Annotated in this window: 14 protein-coding genes; 5 read left to right on the plus strand and 9 right to left on the minus strand. The window is 66.2% G+C overall.

The genetic code is table 11. From position 1 onward, the window contains the following. The first annotated feature begins 186 nt into the window (after positions 1-186). The 3 genes from KBY70_RS09620 to KBY70_RS09630 are packed head-to-tail and all read left to right on the plus strand — an operon-like array spanning position 187 to position 4,966. On the plus strand, positions 187-846 hold the full coding sequence (locus KBY70_RS09620; RefSeq protein ID WP_254988325.1) for a peptidylprolyl isomerase: 660 nt from the start codon (positions 187-189) through the stop codon (positions 844-846). Further along, a complete protein-coding gene (locus tag KBY70_RS09625) occupies positions 843-3,803 on the plus strand; it encodes a peptidase domain-containing ABC transporter (RefSeq protein WP_254988327.1) in 2,961 nt (986 codons plus the stop codon). The genes KBY70_RS09620 and KBY70_RS09625 overlap by 4 nt, the downstream gene beginning before the upstream one ends. Continuing rightward, positions 3,803-4,966 carry an HlyD family secretion protein gene (locus KBY70_RS09630; protein WP_254988329.1) on the plus strand — a complete coding sequence of 388 codons (1,164 nt, stop codon included), beginning with the start codon at positions 3,803-3,805 and terminating at the stop codon, positions 4,964-4,966. The genes KBY70_RS09625 and KBY70_RS09630 overlap by 1 nt, the downstream gene beginning before the upstream one ends. On the opposite strand, the gene KBY70_RS09635 is transcribed toward KBY70_RS09630, so the two are convergent. From KBY70_RS09635 to gcvT, 6 genes are all read right to left on the minus strand, one after another. After that, the gene (locus KBY70_RS09635) at positions 4,967-5,593 is read right to left on the minus strand and encodes a 7-carboxy-7-deazaguanine synthase QueE (RefSeq protein ID WP_254988331.1); all 627 of its coding nucleotides are present in this window, start codon (positions 5,591-5,593) and stop codon (positions 4,967-4,969) included. Beyond that, positions 5,590-7,233, minus strand: coding sequence for a CTP synthase (locus KBY70_RS09640; protein WP_254988333.1), 1,644 nt, complete (start codon positions 7,231-7,233; stop codon positions 5,590-5,592). The genes KBY70_RS09635 and KBY70_RS09640 overlap by 4 nt, the downstream gene beginning before the upstream one ends. A gap of 205 nt (positions 7,234-7,438) precedes the next feature. After that, on the minus strand, positions 7,439-7,924 hold the full coding sequence (locus tag KBY70_RS09645) for a Dps family protein (protein ID WP_094558886.1): 486 nt from the start codon (positions 7,922-7,924) through the stop codon (positions 7,439-7,441). A 45-nt stretch (positions 7,925-7,969) separates the two neighbouring features. Then, positions 7,970-8,887 carry an RNA polymerase sigma factor, RpoD/SigA family gene (locus tag KBY70_RS09650; protein ID WP_315859723.1) on the minus strand — a complete coding sequence of 306 codons (918 nt, stop codon included), beginning with the start codon at positions 8,885-8,887 and terminating at the stop codon, positions 7,970-7,972. A 76-nt stretch (positions 8,888-8,963) separates the two neighbouring features. After that, positions 8,964-10,790, minus strand: coding sequence for an aspartate--tRNA ligase (gene aspS / locus KBY70_RS09655; RefSeq protein ID WP_254988335.1), 1,827 nt, complete (start codon positions 10,788-10,790; stop codon positions 8,964-8,966). Positions 10,791-10,905: 115 nt separating this feature from the next. Continuing rightward, complete coding sequence (gcvT, locus tag KBY70_RS09660) at positions 10,906-12,015, minus strand: glycine cleavage system aminomethyltransferase GcvT (RefSeq protein ID WP_094558883.1); 1,110 nt, start codon at positions 12,013-12,015, stop codon at positions 10,906-10,908. Between the two features lie 519 nt (positions 12,016-12,534). On the opposite strand from gcvT, the gene KBY70_RS09670 reads away from it, so the two are divergent. Next, positions 12,535-12,882 carry a cyclic nucleotide-binding domain-containing protein gene (locus KBY70_RS09670; protein ID WP_254988336.1) on the plus strand — a complete coding sequence of 116 codons (348 nt, stop codon included), beginning with the start codon at positions 12,535-12,537 and terminating at the stop codon, positions 12,880-12,882. Between the two features lie 13 nt (positions 12,883-12,895). Here KBY70_RS09670 and speB read toward each other — a convergent pair whose 3' ends face one another. After that, positions 12,896-13,714, minus strand: a complete 819-nt coding sequence (speB, locus tag KBY70_RS09675; RefSeq protein ID WP_254988359.1) for an agmatinase — start codon at positions 13,712-13,714, stop codon at positions 12,896-12,898. A 201-nt stretch (positions 13,715-13,915) separates the two neighbouring features. Here speB and KBY70_RS09680 point away from each other — a divergent pair, with 201 nt between their 5' ends. Beyond that, a complete protein-coding gene (locus KBY70_RS09680) occupies positions 13,916-14,764 on the plus strand; it encodes an SDR family oxidoreductase (RefSeq protein ID WP_254988337.1) in 849 nt (282 codons plus the stop codon). Between the two features lie 2 nt (positions 14,765-14,766). Here KBY70_RS09680 and KBY70_RS09685 read toward each other — a convergent pair whose 3' ends face one another. Next, on the minus strand, positions 14,767-15,780 hold the full coding sequence (locus KBY70_RS09685) for a Rieske 2Fe-2S domain-containing protein (protein ID WP_254988339.1): 1,014 nt from the start codon (positions 15,778-15,780) through the stop codon (positions 14,767-14,769). Positions 15,781-15,855: 75 nt separating this feature from the next. Further along, the gene (gene speE / locus KBY70_RS09690; protein WP_254988340.1) at positions 15,856-16,695 is read right to left on the minus strand and encodes a polyamine aminopropyltransferase; all 840 of its coding nucleotides are present in this window, start codon (positions 16,693-16,695) and stop codon (positions 15,856-15,858) included. Between the last annotated feature and the right edge of the window lie 33 nt (positions 16,696-16,728).

Here is a 16,728-nt window from a genome sequence, read left to right on the forward strand (position 1 = left end):
TGCCAAATAAGACTCGTTACTATGCGAAATGGCATTATCCTAAGGACCTTGAATCTCACTTTCTCGTTGACTTACTCTTGCTAGTGGGGCTATAGCTGTTTGATGTCTGAGTTTGCAGGTTTGCCCCTAGCTTCCTTGGCCCGATTGGCTGAGGAAGGCTTGCTTTGGCCGTACTTGCGTCAACGCTTGATTGTCAACGTCCTCGCCCAAGAGCAGCTCGGCGAGGACGAGCGGCAGCTGGCGCTCGCCGCCTTTGCCCGGGAGCGGCGCATCGGCAGCGCCGAGGAGCTTGAGCTGTTTCGTCAGGCCCAACTGCTCAGCCCAGAGGCCCTCAGTGCCTTGATCGAGCGACCGCTGCGGCTGCGGCGCCACTGCGATCGGCTCTACAAGCCCAAGGCGGAGGCCCGCTTTCTCGAGCGCAAAACTCAGCTCGATCGGGTGGTGTACAGCCTGATTCGCCTCGGCGATGAGGGGCTGGCCCGTGAGCTCTACCTGCGCTTGGATGAAGGGGCGGCCAATTTCGCCGATTTGGCAGCTGAGTATTCGGAGGGCCCGGAGCGCAGCACGCGCGGTGTGGTGGGGCCAGCTCCTCTCACCCAGGCCCACCCCATGCTGGTGGAGCGACTGCGCACCGCAACGCCAGGGCTGGTGCAGGAGCCGTTTCGGATCGAGAGCTGGTGGCTGGTGTTTCGGGTGGAATCGCTCACTCCGGCCACGTTTGATGAGGTCATGGCTGAACAAATGAGTCAGGAACTTTTTGACGACTGGCTGGAGGCCGAGGTGGCCGCTCAGCTCGAGCAGCTGCGGCCGCTGGTGCTGCCCGGCAGTGAGGAGCAGCTCGCATGAGCCCTGCCGCCACCCCCGCCGCGCTGCTCGGCAGCCATCCCGCTTTCCAGGCCCTTAGCCCCGAGGGTGCCGCCGCCCTGGCCTCTGCCGCCAGCCCACGCCGTTTCGGCGCGGGCCAGCCGCTCTGCCATAGCAGCCTGATCCCCAGCGAGATCCTCTGGATCAGTGCCGGTCAGGCGCGCCTCCTGGGTCGGGATCAGGGCCGCCTCACCACGCTCGAGAAGCTGGGGCCTGGCGATGTGGTGGGCCTGGCCTCGCTGCTGCGCGTGCAGGCCTGTGAAGAGGTGAGCGCCGCCAGTGAGCTGGAGGCCCTGGCCCTGCCCGATGCCCTGGTGCTGCAGCTGCTCGAGCGTGAGCCCAGCTTTGCCCAGTGGTGCGGCGGGCAGCTGTTTACTGCCGAACTGGCTGGCCTGGTGCAGCTGCTGGTGGAGGCCCACCCCCGCTCGCAGAGCAGCCTGCCGGCACTGCTGCAGGAGGCACGCCACTCGGCCGTGCTGGTGCAGCCAACCCAGGCTGCCCTGGCCGCTTTGCCTGCTTCTCTGGCTCTGTTGGCCGCCAGCAACAACCTGCCCGTTCACCCGCTTGGCTCCCGGCTGGATCCCGCCGCCGGTCCTCCCGCCGCCAAGCCACCCCTGCCGGCCCGCCTGATCGCCATCGCCGCCAACTGGCTGGAGCCGCTTGCCAGCAGCCCTGAGCTGGTGGAGGCCGAACCTGTTGCGGCCGGAGCTTTGGTGCCCATTGGTGCTGCATCGGCAGGGGGACTTGGGACCGGACCGCTGGCTTCTGGCCTGGATCTGGGCGAGCGCGACCAGAAGCCCTTCCGCTTGCTGCGCGGCGAGGGGCCGCTCGAGGAAACTCTGGCCTGCTTCCAGATGCTGGCGGCGGAGCTGGAGCTGCCCTTCCGGCGGGATGCGATCGAGAAGATCCTGCGCGATGCCCTGCGTCGCGGCCAGACCCCAGACCTGCAGCTCTGCGGCAATATCGCCGCGATGATGGGTCTGCACGTGAGTGGCTTGCGGGTGCCCACCAGTCAGGGCACCCGCTTGCAAACCCCGGCCCTGATCCCCTGGAAAGAGGGCTTTGCTCTGGTGCGCGCTGCCAATGCCCGCGGTCTGCAAGTGGCCTCGCCGCGGGAGGGCATGGTGCAGGTGCCGCCTGAGGCGTTGCCGGATGTCTTCCCCGAAGGCATCGAGTTTCTCTTGCTGGAGCGGCGCAACACCACCCCCGAGCAACGCTTCGGCTTTGCCTGGTTCTGGCCAGCGCTGCGGCGCTACCGCGGCATCCTGCTGCAGGTGCTGCTGGCCTCGTTTGTGGTGCAGCTGTTCAGCCTGGCCAATCCCTTGTTGATCCAGGTGATCATCGACAAGGTGATCTCTCAGCGCAGCCTCGACACACTGCAGGTCCTCGGCATTGCCCTGGTGGTGGTGACGTTGTTGGAGGGTGTGATCGGCGCGTTGCGCACCTTTCTTTTTACGGAAACCACCAACCGCATCGATCTGCGGCTGGGTTCTGAGGTGATCGATCACCTGCTGCGATTGCCGCTGGGCTATTTCGATCGCCGCCCGGTGGGTGAGCTCGGCACCCGCATCGCCGAGCTGGAGAAGATCCGCAATTTCCTCACTGGCCAGGCTCTCACCACGCTGTTGGATGCCGCCTTCTCGGTGATCTACGTGGTGGTGATGCTGCTCTACAGCTGGCTGCTCACCTTGATCGCCCTGTGCGTGTTGCCGATTCAGGTGGGCCTCACGGTGGTGGGGGCGCCTCTGTTTCGCCGCCAATACCGCGACGCAGCCCAGGACAATGCCCGCACCCAGAGCCACCTGGTGGAGGTGCTCACTGGCATCCAAACGGTGAAGGCTCAGAACGTGGAGATGATCAGCCGCTGGAAGTGGCAGAGCCTCTACAACAACTACATCGCCCGCACCTTTGAAAAAACCGTGACGGGCACGGTTCTCACCGAAACCTCCAAGGTGTTGCAGAAGCTCTCGCAGCTGTTGGTGCTGTGGGTGGGGGCCACGCTGGTGCTCAAGGGTGAGATGAGCCTGGGCCAGCTGATTGCTTTCCGCATCATCTCGGGCTACGTGACCCAGCCGATGCTGCGGCTCTCCTCGATCTGGCAAAACATCCAGGAGCTGAAGGTGAGCTTTGAGCGGCTTGCTGATGTGGTGGATACGCCGGAGGAATCGGATGAGGCCGACAAAGGCAAGATTCCGCTGCCGCCGATCGAGGGTGAGGTGCGCTTCAACGATGTGTGCTTCTCGTTTACGCCCGGCGGGCCGCTGGTGCTCAACCACATCGACCTCACCATTGCGGCTGGCACGTTTGTGGGAGTGGTGGGCCAGAGCGGGAGCGGCAAGAGCACCCTCACCAAGATGCTCTCGCGTCTTTATGCCCCTAACAGCGGCCGGATCCTGATCGATGGCTACGACATCGACAAGGTGGAGCTGTATTCCTTGCGGCGTCAGATCGGCATCGTGCCCCAGGAGCCGCTGTTGTTTTCCGGATCAGTGGCTGAAAACATCGCCCTCACTGACCCCGATGCCAGCAGCGAAGCGATTGTGCAAGCAGCGCGCCTGGCCTGCGCCCACGACTTCATCATGGAGTTGCCGGGAGGGTACAGCGCCAACGTGGGCGAGCGGGGCGGCAACATCTCTGGCGGCCAGCGTCAACGACTGGCTCTGGCGCGCACCTTGCTCTCCAAGCCGCGTCTGCTGGTGCTGGATGAGGCCACCAGCGCGCTCGACTACGACACCGAGCGCCGCGTTTGTGAAAACCTGCTGGATGGCTTGCAGCACTGCACGGTGTTTTTCATCACGCACCGGCTCTCCACGATTCGGCGGGCTGAACGGATCGTGATGCTGCATGAGGGTGCTGTGGTGGAAACCGGCACCCACGACGCTTTGATCGAGCAGCGCGGTCGTTATTTCGCCCTCTACCGCCAGCAGGAATCCGTCTGATGTCTCCTTTCCTGAAGCCTGGCGCGCTGGTGCGTGCCGCCCAATCCGCCATCGAACGGCGGGTGCAATCCAACCGCGAGGAGCTCGGGCTGCAGCAATCGCGCTTTTTGGTGCGCACGATCATCTGGACCTTGATGGGCACCACTGGTGCGGCCCTGGCCTGGCTGGCGTTGGCCCAGACCGATGAGGTGGTGATTGCGCCGGGTCAGCTCGAGCCGATCGGCAATGTGAAAACGGTGCAGATGCCGGCAGGCGGAGTGTTGGATGAGCTGCTCGTGAAGGAGGGTGATCGGGTGAAAAAGGGCCAGGTGTTGATGCGACTCGACAACGAAGCCTCTGTCGACCGGCAGGCCAGCGTTCGCCAGGGAATCGCAGCCAAGCAAGAGCAACAACAGCTTAAACAGCTGGAGCTCAGCCGCTATCTCAGCTTCAACGACACTGAGCAACAGGTGTTGCGCCGCAATCTGGTGCTGGAGCGTCAGATTCTCGAGCGTTTGGATTCCTTGAAGAGCTCTGGTGCTGCCGCGGAGCTGCAGGTGTTGCAGCAGAACAACAAGGTGCGCGAGGTGGAAGGGCAGCTTGCGAAGGTACAGATGGATCGCCTCCGTCAAACGGCGATCTTGCAGCAGCAGGTGCAGCAGCTCAATGGCGAGTTGGCCGATCTGCGCAGCCGCCTCACCGAGATCTCGGTGAACATCCGCTATCAGGATTTGCGCTCTCCTGTGGATGGGCTGGTGTTTGATCTCAAGCCCAAGGGTGCGGGCTTTGTGGCGCAAACTAGTGAGCCGGTGATGAAGATCGTGCCCTTCTCCGATCTGCAGGCTAAGGTGGAGATCGCCAGCTCTGATATCGGCTTTGTGCGGGTGGGCAAGCCGGTGGATATTTCGATCGATTCCTTCCCGGCCACCGATTTCGGCGTGTTGGCGGGCACGCTTAAGAGCATCGGCTCCGATGCCCTACCGCCGGATGAACGCAATCAGGTCTATCGCTTTCCGGCGATCGTGGGCCTCGATTCCCAGCAGTTCAAGCTCAAGGGCGGCCAGATCCTGCCTCTGCAGGTGGGCATGAGCCTCATCGCCAACATCAAGCTGCGCAAGGTGAGCTACCTGCAGCTGCTGCTGGGTGGGTTTAAAGACAAAACGGACGCGCTCCGGCGCATCTGATCAGCGCAGCCCCAGCAGCTTGTGGCTCTGCAGGCTGAGCCGCCATTGGGGGTGCTGGCGCACGTAGTCGATCGCTTGGGCCTGGCCGCTGGCGGAGTCCCAGCCTGGCTGAAGCAGGAGCTGGGGGCTGGCGTTGCCGCCGCGGGCTGCTTGGGCTTGGGTGGCCATCGCTTCCGCGAAGTCCAGATCCTCCGGCCCGTGCACCACCACCTTCAGCTCATCGCAGGCCGCCAGCAACTCCGCCAGCGGCGGCCGGTGGGCCTTCGGCGAGAGCGTGACCCAGGCAAAGCGGCCGCTCAGCGGATCGACGCCACTGGTTTCCAAGTGCAGCGGCAGCCCTGCGGCAGCCAGCGCGTTGCACAGGGGTGCCAGATCGTGGTGTAGCGGTTCTCCGCCGGTGATCACCACAAAGGCGGCTCCGGTGATCGCGGCGGCCTGGGCTTCGGCAGCGAGTGCCGACAGGCGTCGCTGCGGGTGCACGTCCGCGGGCCAGGAGTGCTTGGTGTCGCACCAGCTGCAGCCCACGTTGCACCCGCCCAGCCGGATGAAGAAGGCGCTGCGGCCGGCGTGGAGGCCTTCCCCCTGCAGGGAGTGGAAGGTTTCCACCATGGGCAGGGTGCCCGTCATGCAACGGCGTTGGTGCTGGCGAGGGCTTCCTGGGGCGACCGCGGCAGCCGCTGCTGGGCGGCTTCGATCAGGCCACGGAAGAGCGGATGGGGCTTGCCCGGGCGGGAGAGGAATTCGGGGTGGTACTGGCAGGCGGTGAAGAAGGGGTGGTCTTTGAGCTCGATCAGCTCCACCAGCCGGCCGTCCGGAGAGGTGCCGCTGATGGCGTAGCCCGATTCCAGGAACAGGTTGCGGTAGGCGTTGTTGAACTCATAGCGATGGCGGTGGCGCTCGTACACCACCTCATCGCCATAGAGGCTCTGGCCCAGGGTGCCTGCCGCCAGGCGGCAGGGGTAGACGCCGAGCCGCATCGTGCCGCCCAGGTCCACCACGTCCTGCTGCTCGGGCAGCAGGTGAATCACCGGGTGGGCCGTGTCGGGATCCAGTTCGGCGCTGGTGGCATCGGCCAGACCGGCCTGGTTGCGGGCCCACTCGATCACGGCGCACTGCATGCCCAGGCACAGGCCCAGGAAGGGCACCCGCTGCTCCCGCGCCCAGCGGATCGCCGCCACCTTGCCGTCTACGCCCCGATTGCCAAATCCACCGGGCACCACCACCGCATCCATGCCTGCCAGCAGGGTTTCGGCGCCCTGGGTTTCGATCTGTTCGGCGCAGATCCAGTGCAGGTCGAGGGAGGCGTCCCGATCCAGGCAGGCATGGCGCAGCGCCTCCACCACCGAGAGGTAGGCGTCGTTGAGCTGCACGTACTTGCCCACCAGGGCCACCTTCACGGCCGGGCCCGGGTGCCGCAGCTTGGTTACCAGCTCCTGCCAGCGGGCCATGTCACTTTCAGCGTTGCTGAGCTGCAGCACGTCGAGCACCTCGCGGCAGAGGCCCTCCTGCTCCATGGCCAGCGGCACGGCGTAAATGCTGTCGGCATCGAGGGCCTGGATCACCGCCCGTTCGGGGACGCCGCAGAAGCCGCCGATCTTGCGCCGCAGCTCCTCACTCACCGGCCGGTCGCTGCGGCACACCAGCACATCTGGCTGGATGCCGATCGAGCGCAGCTCCTTCACCGAGTGCTGGGTGGGCTTGGTTTTCAGTTCGCCCGAGGTGCCAATGAAGGGCAGCAGGGTGACGTGCACGTAGGCCAGGTCGTGGCGCCCCACATCGCCCCGGAATTCCCGGATCGCCTCCAGAAACGGCAGCGATTCGATGTCGCCCACCGTGCCGCCGATCTCCCCGATCACCACGTCGGCGCCCGAGTTGGCAGCGACCCGCTGGATGCGCTCGCGGATCTCGCCGGTGATATGGGGAATCACCTGCACGGTGCCGCCGTTGTAGTCGCCACGGCGCTCCTTGTTGATCACCGACTGGTAGATCGAACCGGTGGTCACGCTGTTGAGACGCGACATGGCCGTGTCGGTAAAGCGCTCGTAATGGCCTAGGTCGAGGTCGGTCTCGGCGCCGTCTTCGGTGACGAACACCTCACCGTGCTGGTAGGGGCTCATCGTGCCCGGATCCACGTTCAGATACGGGTCAAGCTTGAGGATCGAGACGCTGTAACCGCGGCTCTTGAGCAGCCGCCCAAGGCTCGCGGCCACGATGCCCTTGCCGATGCTCGACACCACACCGCCGGTGACGAAGACGAACTTGCTCATATCCCTAGACCGATCCCTCAATGTACCGGGCGTTCCAAGGCTCCCTTGCGCCTGCGGGGCTGGCTGGGTTCGGCGGTCACGCCTGCTGCGCGGGCAACACCGCGCTCACCGCAGCCAGACCCCGCAGGAGCCGGGGGAGGGCTTGGGCCCGCTCAGCCCTGGAGGCTTTCGCTCGGCGGAAGCCAGACGCCCAATCGGCACTCCGTCAACCCTCCAGCAAGCTGCGCAGCATCCAGGCGGTCTTCTCGTGGATCTGCAGCCGCTGGGTGAGCAGGTCGGCGGTGGGCTGGTCGTTGGCCGCGTCGGCGGTAACCATCACGCTGCGGATCGTGCGGGCCACGGCCTCATGGCCCAGCACCAGCTCGCGCACCATCTCCAGGGCGGCTGGGATGCCCTGGGTTTCGGGGATGGAGGAGAGCTGGCCGTAGGTGGCGCCGCCGAAGGGTGCCGGGCAGCCCAGGGCGCGGATGCGTTCGGCGATGGCGTCGAGGGCCATCCACAGCTCGGTGTACTGCTCCATGAACATCAGGTGCAGGGTGTTGAACATCGGCCCGGTGACGTTCCAGTGGAAGCCGTGGGTCTTGGCGTAGAGCACGGTGGAATCGGCCAGCACCCGGCCTAGCCCCTCGGCGATCTGCAGGCGCTGGGGCTCGGGGATGCCGATGTCAATCGGGGGTGCGGTGTTGGCCATGGCGGCTTATCCGTAGTGACTTCGTTTTAGCCCGGTTTGGCTGGTTTAGTCGAGGCTGCCCAGGTAATCCTTCACCCGGCAGCGGTTCTGGGGCTGACGCAGCTTCAGCAGGGCCCGCGATTCGATCTGGCGCACCCGCTCCCGGGACAGGTGCAGGGCTTCTCCGATTTCTGTCAGGGTGCGGGGTGTGTCGTCCTCCAGGCCAAACCGCTGGCGGATCACTTCGGCCTCACGGCTGTTCAGCTCCTCCAGCAGGGCTGTGAGGTCGTTGTGGAGTTGCTCGCGGGCCAGCTCCTGCTCCGGTGTGCTGTGGCTGTCCTCCAGCAGATCGCCCAACTCCGTGTCCTGGTCCTTTCCCACTCGCCCTTCCAGGGAGACGGGGCGGGGCACCTGCAGCAGGGTCTGGCGTACCGCTGCTTCGCTGAGTTCCAGATCCCGGGCGATCTCGGCCACGGTTGGGGTGCGGCCGAGGCGGGCAGTGAGCTCCCGCTGGGCGCGCTTGATCCGGTTGAGCTTCTCGGTGATGTGCACAGGTAGCCGGATCGTGCGGCTTTGGCTGGCGATGGCCCGGGTGATCCCCTGGCGTATCCACCAGTAGGCGTAGGTGCTGAAGCGAAACCCGCGGGTTGGGTCGTAGCGCTCCACGGCCCGCTCCAGCCCGAGGGCGCCTTCCTGCACCAGATCCAGCAGTTCCAGGCCGCGACGCTGGTACTTCTTGGCCACCGCCACCACCAGTCGCAGGTTGGCCTGGATCATCCGCTCCTTGGCCCGCTTGCCGCGGTACAAGGCCTGGCGCCGTTCGCCTGCAGCCAGCTCGGGCTCAGCTCCCTCCTGCAGAAGTCGCTCGCGCCGCTGCACCAGGCGAGCCAGGGTGAGCTCCTCCTCCTGGCTCAGCAGGTCAACCCGGCCGATGTCCTGGAGATAGAGCCGCACCAGGTCGGTGATGGCGGGGGTGTTGGGCAACCGCAACGGTCGGTGGTTGCTTCACCGTTGCCCGCATGGGGGCGGAGGCGTTGATTCCCCCGATTTGTTTTGGTTTTCAGCCAGCTTCCTCGTCCACCCAGGTGCTGGCCACGTGCAGCTCCTCCAGCTGCTTGCCAGACACCCCGGCCGGAGCCTGGGTCATCAGGCAGCGGGCTTGCTGGGTTTTCGGGAAGGCGATGGTGTCGCGGATCGACTCCTCGCCGGCCAGCAGCATCACGATCCGGTCCACGCCGAAGGCCAGGCCGCCGTGGGGCGGGGCGCCCATGTCGAGGGCGTCCATCAGGAAGCCGAACTGTTGGTTGGCTTCTTCGAGGGGCAGGCCGATGGTTTGCAGCACCTGGCGCTGCAGGGCCGAATCGTGGATGCGCAGGGAGCCGCCGCCCAGCTCCAGGCCGTTGAGCACCAGGTCGTAGGCCTGGGCGCGGGCCGTGGGCAGGGTGGTGGCCCAGGCGGCCGGGTCGTTGCTGAGATCGTCTGCGTTGGGGGCGCAGAAGGGGTGGTGCAGGGCCTCGAGGCGGTTCTCGTCTGAGTTGAACTCAAACATCGGGAAATCCACCACCCAGAGAAAGTTCCAGCTGTCGTTGTCGCGGTCGGGCTTCACCAGGCCCAGCTCGCGGGCCAGAAACTGGCGCACCCGATCGAGGGCCTTGTTCACCGTGGCGGTGTCGCCGGCGCCGAACAGCAGCAGGGTGCCGGGCTCGGCCCCGGTGCGGGCCAGCAGTTCGGCCTTCTTGGCGTCTGTGAGGTTGTCCTTGATGGCGCCGATGGTGTCGATCTCGCCGCCCTCGCGCACGCGGATGAAGGCCAGCCCACCGGCACCGGCCTTCTGGGCCTCGCTGAACACATCGCCGCCGGGCTTGATGCGCACGTTGCTGATGGCGTCATTGCCGCCGGGCACGGCGATGCACTTCACCGAGCCACCGGCGGCCACCGCACCGCTGAACACCTTGAAGCCCATGTCGGCCACCAGGTCGGAGACATCGGAGAGTTCCAGTCCGTAGCGGGTGTCGGGCCGGTCGGTGCCATAGCGCGCCATGGCCTCGTGCCAGGTGAGGCGTGGGAAGGGGCGGGGCAGTTCCACACCCCTCACGCTTTTCCAGATGCTGGCGATCAGGGCTTCGTTGAGCTCCAGGATCTCCTCCTGGCCCATGAAGCTCATCTCGATGTCCAGCTGGGTGAATTCAGGCTGGCGATCGGCGCGCAGGTCTTCGTCGCGAAAGCAGCGGGCCACCTGGTAGTAGCGCTCGATGCCGCCCACCATCAGCAGCTGCTTGAACAGCTGGGGCGACTGGGGTAGGGCGAACCACTCGCCGCCGCACACCCGGGATGGCACCAGGTAGTCGCGGGCGCCTTCGGGGGTGGAGCGGGTGAGAACCGGCGTTTCCACCTCGATGAAGCCCTGGTCTTCCAGGAAGCGGCGGGCGGCTTGAATCGTCTGGGCGCGCAGGCGCAGGTTGCCGTTCATGCGCTCGCGGCGCAGATCGAGATAGCGGTGGCGCAGCCGCAGCTCTTCGCGGGTGTTCTCCTCGTCGTGCACCGACACGGGGAAGGGCAGGTTGCCCTTCACGGCATTGAGCACGGTGATGGCGCTGGCCAGCACCTCGATGCGGCCGGTGGCCAGCTTGTCGTTGATGGCGTCGGCGGGGCGCTCGCGCACCGTGCCCTGCACCTGGATCACCGTTTCATTGCGCAGGTGCTCGGCCACGGCAAACATCGCAGCGCCGTTGTCCGGGTCGACGGTGATCTGCACGGTGCCGCTGCGGTCGCGCAGGTCGATGAAGATCACGCCGCCGTGGTCACGGCTGCGGTCCACCCAGCCGCAGAGCTGAACGGCCTGGCCGCTGGCGTCGTGGCGCAGGTCGCCGCATCCGTGGCTGCGCATCTGGGATCGGGTCTGGGATTCGCGATTGTCCCATCTGAGGGCTCCCCAGCAGCTCAGATGGGTGGACCGTCCTGAAGTCCGTACAGGCTGTACAGAATTGGCGACAGCTGAATGTTTAGCGCCGGTAAAAGGGCCGCTTCACCACCAGGGCTGGCTCGGCCTTGCCGCGGATCTCCACCGCCAGCTCGGTGCCCGGCTTAGCCAGCTCGGCGGGCACCAGGGCCAAAGCGATGCCCGCTTCCAGGCTCGGCGACCAGCCGCCACTGGTGACCGTGCCGAGCGGCGTGGTTCCCGCAGCGGCCGCGGCGGCCAGCACCGGGTAGCCATGGCGGGGGATGGCGCGGCCCTGCAGCTTCAGGCCCACCAGTCGGCGCTTCACGCCCTCGGTGGTCTGGCGCTCCAGCACTGCGCGGCCAATGAAAGGCTTGGGCATCTCCAGGTGCACCAGCCAGCCCAGCCCCACGTCCAGGGGTGTGGTGGTGGCATCCATGTCGGCGCCGTAGAGGTGCATGGCTGCCTCCAGGCGCAGGGTGTCCCGGGCACCGAGGCCGCAGGGGGTGACGCCGCTGTCCAGGAACCGCTGCCAGAGGGCTAGGCCCGCCGGGCGGGGCAGCAGCAGCTCTAAGCCGTCCTCGCCGGTGTAGCCGGTGCGGCCCACAAAAGCCGTTCCGATCCCTGGCAGATCGAGGTTGCGGTGGCCGAAGCGGGGTAGGCCAGCAAGGCTGGTGCCTGCCAGCGCTTCCAGCCGGCCTGCCGCCTCCGGCCCCTGTAGGGCCAGCAGCACCCCATCGCCCTTGTGGTCGGCCACCGTGATGCCCTGGGGTTCCAGCTGGCTGCGGATCCAGGCCGTGTCGGCCTCGGCGCAGGCGGCGTTGATCACCACCAAGAGCGCGTCGGTATCGGCGATCCGGCCTTGGTCGTAAACGATCAGGTCGTCGCGGATGCCGCCCTGCGCATTGAGCAGCACCGTGTAGCAGGCTTCACCGGGGCCGATGCGGAAGAGGTCGCTGGGCACCAAGGCCTGCAGGGCATCCTTGGCGCCATCGCCCCGCAGGCTGAGCACGCCCATGTGGGAGATGTCGAACACCCCGCACTGGCGTCGAACGGCGTGGTGTTCGGCCACCAGGCCGGTGAACTGCACGGCCATCTCCCAGCCGGCGAAGGGCACCATCCGGCCGCCAGCCGCCGTGGCGGCGTCATATAGGGGAGTGTGCTGGAGGCCCATGGGGCGGATCCTATGCAGCCATGGCGGGAATCCAGAAGGAACTCGGAAGATTCGGTTTTCCGGCTACCCGGAGGCGGCAGTCGTCCATACCTTGAGAGACCCAAGTCCTGCCTGGATGGGTTCGCGCCCTTGCTGCCGTAGCTGCCGCCACTGCGCTCCTCCCACGGGGGGGGAGTTTGGCTGGTGCCAGCTGCGGCGGTTGCCGATCCATCCCGAGTTGGCGGCAGAACTCTGGTGTCATCACTGGACCGCCCGTCCGCCGCGGTTGCCCGTGATGGCCGCGCCAGCTTCTGGAGGAGGAGCGTCAGCGCAGCCGAACCAGCAGCTCAGCCTCGAGTCGGCACTGGCAGAAAGCTGAAGCAAATGTGAAGCTTGCTTCAAGTGGCCTGCTTTTGTAGGCCAAGTCTGGGCACTGCGAGGCGGCTAGGTTGTATTAAGGAGGCAAATGTTTTGAAGGGGGTGACGGGCGTGGTGGCATCTCCGGCAATCAATACGTCGATCGAGCTGATGGCAGCTCAGGTGGATTGCGAGGTTCTCACCCTCCCCACCGGCGCCAAGGTGTTTTCCCGGGGCAACCGAGCTGATGCCATCTACGGCGTGCGGCGCGGCATCATCGAAGTGATTAGCGAAGCCGGGGACAAGCTCTGCTACCGGCCCGGTGAGCTGTGCAGCTACCAGGACATCGTGTGGCGCGATGGCATCTACCGCAACGACGCCCTGGCCCGCACGCCGGTGGAACTTCTGCGGCTCGATCGGCTGCGCTTCCTCAACTTGTTGCACAACCACCCCACCCTGGCGGTGCTGCTGATCAGCCAGCAGCATGAGCGCCTGCGGGAGCAACGCACCAGCGGCACCTGTTGTTACTGAAGGCCCTTTCGGCTCAGCGATCCAGCAAGAACATCAGGCTGCGCACCACCTTGGCCGCTAGCACGCTGCTCACCCCGGTGGGATCCAGCTGGGGCGCTAGCTCCACCACGTCGGCGGCCACCAGGTTGTGGTGGCGCAGCTCTTCCACCATGGCGGCGAAATCCCGCCAGAGGAAGCCGCCAGGCTCGGGGGTGCCGGTGCCGGCCATCACCGCCGGATCAAACCAATCCAGATCCACGGTGAGGTAGAGAGGCTGGCCGCGCAGGGGCTTGAGCGCTTCGGCCATCCGCTCGATCGCCACCAGACGGCCGCTCTGGCGCAGTTCGCTGAACTCCTCGCGGGTGCCGCTGCGGATGGCGATCTGCAGCAGCTGCTGGCTGGGCAGCACTTCCAGGCAGCGGCGCATGGCGCAGGCGTGGCTGTGGTGGGCGCCGAGCCACTCGTGGCGCAGGTCGGCGTGGGCATCGAGTTGCACCAGCACCAGATCCGGGTGCTGGGCCGCCACGGCCGCTACGGCGCCGGAGCTGATCGAGTGCTCGCCGCCGAGCATCAGCGGCTTGAGGCCCATGGCCAGCACGGCCTCGGTGGCCTGCTTCACCGCCGCCACCACCGGCTCGGGGGCGCCGAAGGGGATCTCCACGGCGCCTAGATCAGCGATGGCGAGCTCCTCCAGATCGCGGTCGAGTTGGGGGCAGTAGCTCTCCAGGCCGCTGCTCACCTCGCGGATCGCGCCCGGCCCGAAGCGGGTGCCGGGGCGGAAGGAGGTGGTGCCGTCGTAGGGCACGCCGAACAGGCCCACCCGGCAGCCGGCCGGGTCGCGCTGGCTGCCCATGTAGATGGCGCCGTCGGTGTCGAACAAAGCGTTGGTCAAAAGAGCGTTCAAGGCCGAGCTGTGCAGGGATCGCATGATCTGGATCCCATCAGTTTGATCGGCAGCCCTCGGGAAGTCAGATCGCCGTTGTCTGGCTAAACCGAGGGCACCCGCCGTCGCATGGCTGGTCGATGACACGTTTGCAGCCACGTTGCGATGGTGATGTGCCCAATCCCTGAGCCCCTTGTGATCACTGGGGCCTCCGGCCAGGTCGGCCGGGCGCTGGTGGCTGCGTTGCAGCACCGTGGCATCCGTGCACAGGCGTTGGTGCGCCGCCCAGCTGGCCTCACGGGCTGTGATGAATACAGCGACTGGATGGCATCCCCCGTGGCTGAGCAGGCTCTGGCCTCAGCAGCGGCTGTGGTGCATCTGGCGGGCAATCTCAAGCCAGCCCGGGGTGACTACGCCGCCGCCAATCTCGCCACCAGCGAGCGGGTGGCGGCATCGATTTCGCCTGCAACCTGCCGGCGGATTGTGTTTCTCAGCTTCCTCGGCGCAGACGCTGGCTCAGCCAACGCTTATCTGGCCAGCAAAGGTGCGGCTGAAGCCATCCTCCGCTCCACGGGCGTGACCACCACCATCCTGCGCTGCAGCCACATTGTGGGGCCGCCCGATCAGCCTGGTCCCACCGCCCGCAGCCTGATCGCCGGCGGCGGTGGCTTGGTCATGGTGTTGGGCAGCGGTCGACAGCGCTGGGCGCCTGTGGCCTTGGCCGATGTGGTGGACGCGATCCTGGCTGCCCTGGAACAGGGTGTCGATGGCTCTTTTGACCTGCAGGGGCCGGAGGTGTACGGGCTGAATCAATTGATCGCGCTGTTGAACCGAGGGCGGCGGGTGCGCCGCTTGCAGATCCCCGTCTGGCTAGCCCCCCTCTTGCGATTTGCTGGTTTGCCGAAGGCCCTGATTGAGGTGTTGCTGGCCGACTGCGTCAGTCCGGGCCCTCCTGCTGTTGTCATGGCAGCGCCGGCGTTTGGGTTGCAGCTCACCTCATTGCGGACTCTCTGGCGCTGAGCTCAGGGGCCGTTGCTGGCTTCGTCGTCGTAGGCACCCCGCACCAGGTGGCCCCAGCGGCGGTGCCAGTGGGCGATGAAGGTATCTGCCTTCACCAGGCACTGGTGCTCAAGACCGCCACGCGCTGGCCGGTTGGCCAGCAGCACCGCCAGGTCGTCCGGCTGCACAAAGCGAGCCTCTAGCCAGTTGGAGATGGCGGAGAGCGCGCGAGGGAAAGGGGCTTTCACCAGGTAGCGCACCCAGCCAATCGAGCGCTCCCGGTTGATCGGGACCAACGTGGCGTACAGATAAATGCCGTAACCGAAGTCGAGCAGGCTCTGGTTGGGGAACAGCAGTTGGTGGGGCAGCCGAAATGGTTTGCCGCCACCGCCATCGGGCTCGAAACGAGCCGTGCCCCGCCAGTGCTCACCCTCGAGCAGCAGGTCTTCGTAGACCATGCGTGTGTTGCGTTTGGAACTGAGTGAGAGCCACAGCAGCGGATGGGTGAAGGGGGTGTGGTGGATGTCCATCAACTGCTCCACCGACCGCTCGATCGGCATCTCCCAGACCATCTCCGTGTCGGCCGAGGCCAGCGGTGGGACCCCGGCCAGGGCCGGCAGATAGGGGACAGAGTCGGGCATGGCGTCTGGGCTCCCGCTCCAGCACCAGAGAAATCCGTGGGCTTCCAGGGTTGGAAAGCGCCGAATGGCCATTCCAGGTGGGATCTTGGCCGCGCTTCCCTCGCAGGGCATCAACCGGCATTGTCCGCTGCCATCAAATTCAAATCCGTGGAATTTGCATACCAGATTGGTGCCGCTAATCCGGCCTCGCCCCAGGTCGGCGCGGCGGTGGGGGCAGAAGCGCTCGTGTGCATGGGCCTCGCCCCGGGCGTTGCGCCACACCACCATCTGGGTTCCCAGGCGCTCGAGGGCGGTCGGTTGGCGCTTCAGCTGGCGTGTGGGCAGTAGTGGCCACCAGCGATCAGGTGGCACCAGAGCGGCAAGATTGGCGGCCGGTTCCATGGCACTCCTGCGCATGGCGGCACTATGGATTCTCTGCAGTGCATGGCAAGCGATCGTCGCCAATTGCAATGCAGCTGCATTGCGGCTGGTTCAGCTGGCCAGCGCGCGCTCAATGCCGGCGGGGATGGCGTCGAAGGCGCCGCGCTGCCAGCGCGGGCTCCAGATCTCACAGCCAGCGACCACGGCCGCGGCGCGGGCGGGATCCGGCTGCAGATAGCGACGGCCGCCTGTGGCGGCGAACGTCCAGCTCCACCAGCCGCTCGGATACATCGGCACCCACCCATACATCGGATCGGCGTGGCCGAACACCTCGCGGATCACCTTCACCGTGTCGATGTGCACCTGGCGAAAGGCCTCGGGGGATTCGCTCTGGGTGGCGAACACACCGCCGGGCTTAAGGATGCGGCGGCATTGCTCAAAGAAGGCCCGGTTGAACAGGCCCTCGGCCGGGCCAGCCGGATCGGAGCCATCGACGATCACCACGTCGTAGCTGGCGTCGGCGGCGCCTGCGGCCCAGGCGATGCCGTCGCCCACGGTGAGGTGGAAGCGGGGATCACTCCAGCAGCCACCGCCGATGCTCGGCAGGTGCTGTTGGCTCCACTCCACAACCAGGCCGTCGATCTCCACCATGTCGAGGTGCTGCACGCCGGCGTGCCGCAGGCACTCGCGGGCGGTGCCGCCATCGCCGCCACCGATCACCAGCACCCGCTCGATGCTCGCCGCGCCGCAGAGGGCCGGATGCACGATCGCCTCGTGGTAGTGCCGCTCCTGCCGCTCAGCCGTCATCCAGCAGCCATCGAGCAGCAGGCCCTTGCCGTAGCGCTCGCTGTCGATGATCGTGACGCGCTGGAAGGGCGACTGCTCTTCGGCGATCACCTGGCCGGCCAGGCCGTAGCGCACGCCGTCGAAGATCTCGTCGATCCAGCCCATGGCTCAGGGGTTGCAATCTCCAGCCTTGCGCAT

Origin of the sequence: Cyanobium sp. ATX 6E8, from assembly GCF_024346335.1 — a bacterium.
GTDB lineage: Bacteria > Cyanobacteriota > Cyanobacteriia > PCC-6307 > Cyanobiaceae > Cyanobium_A.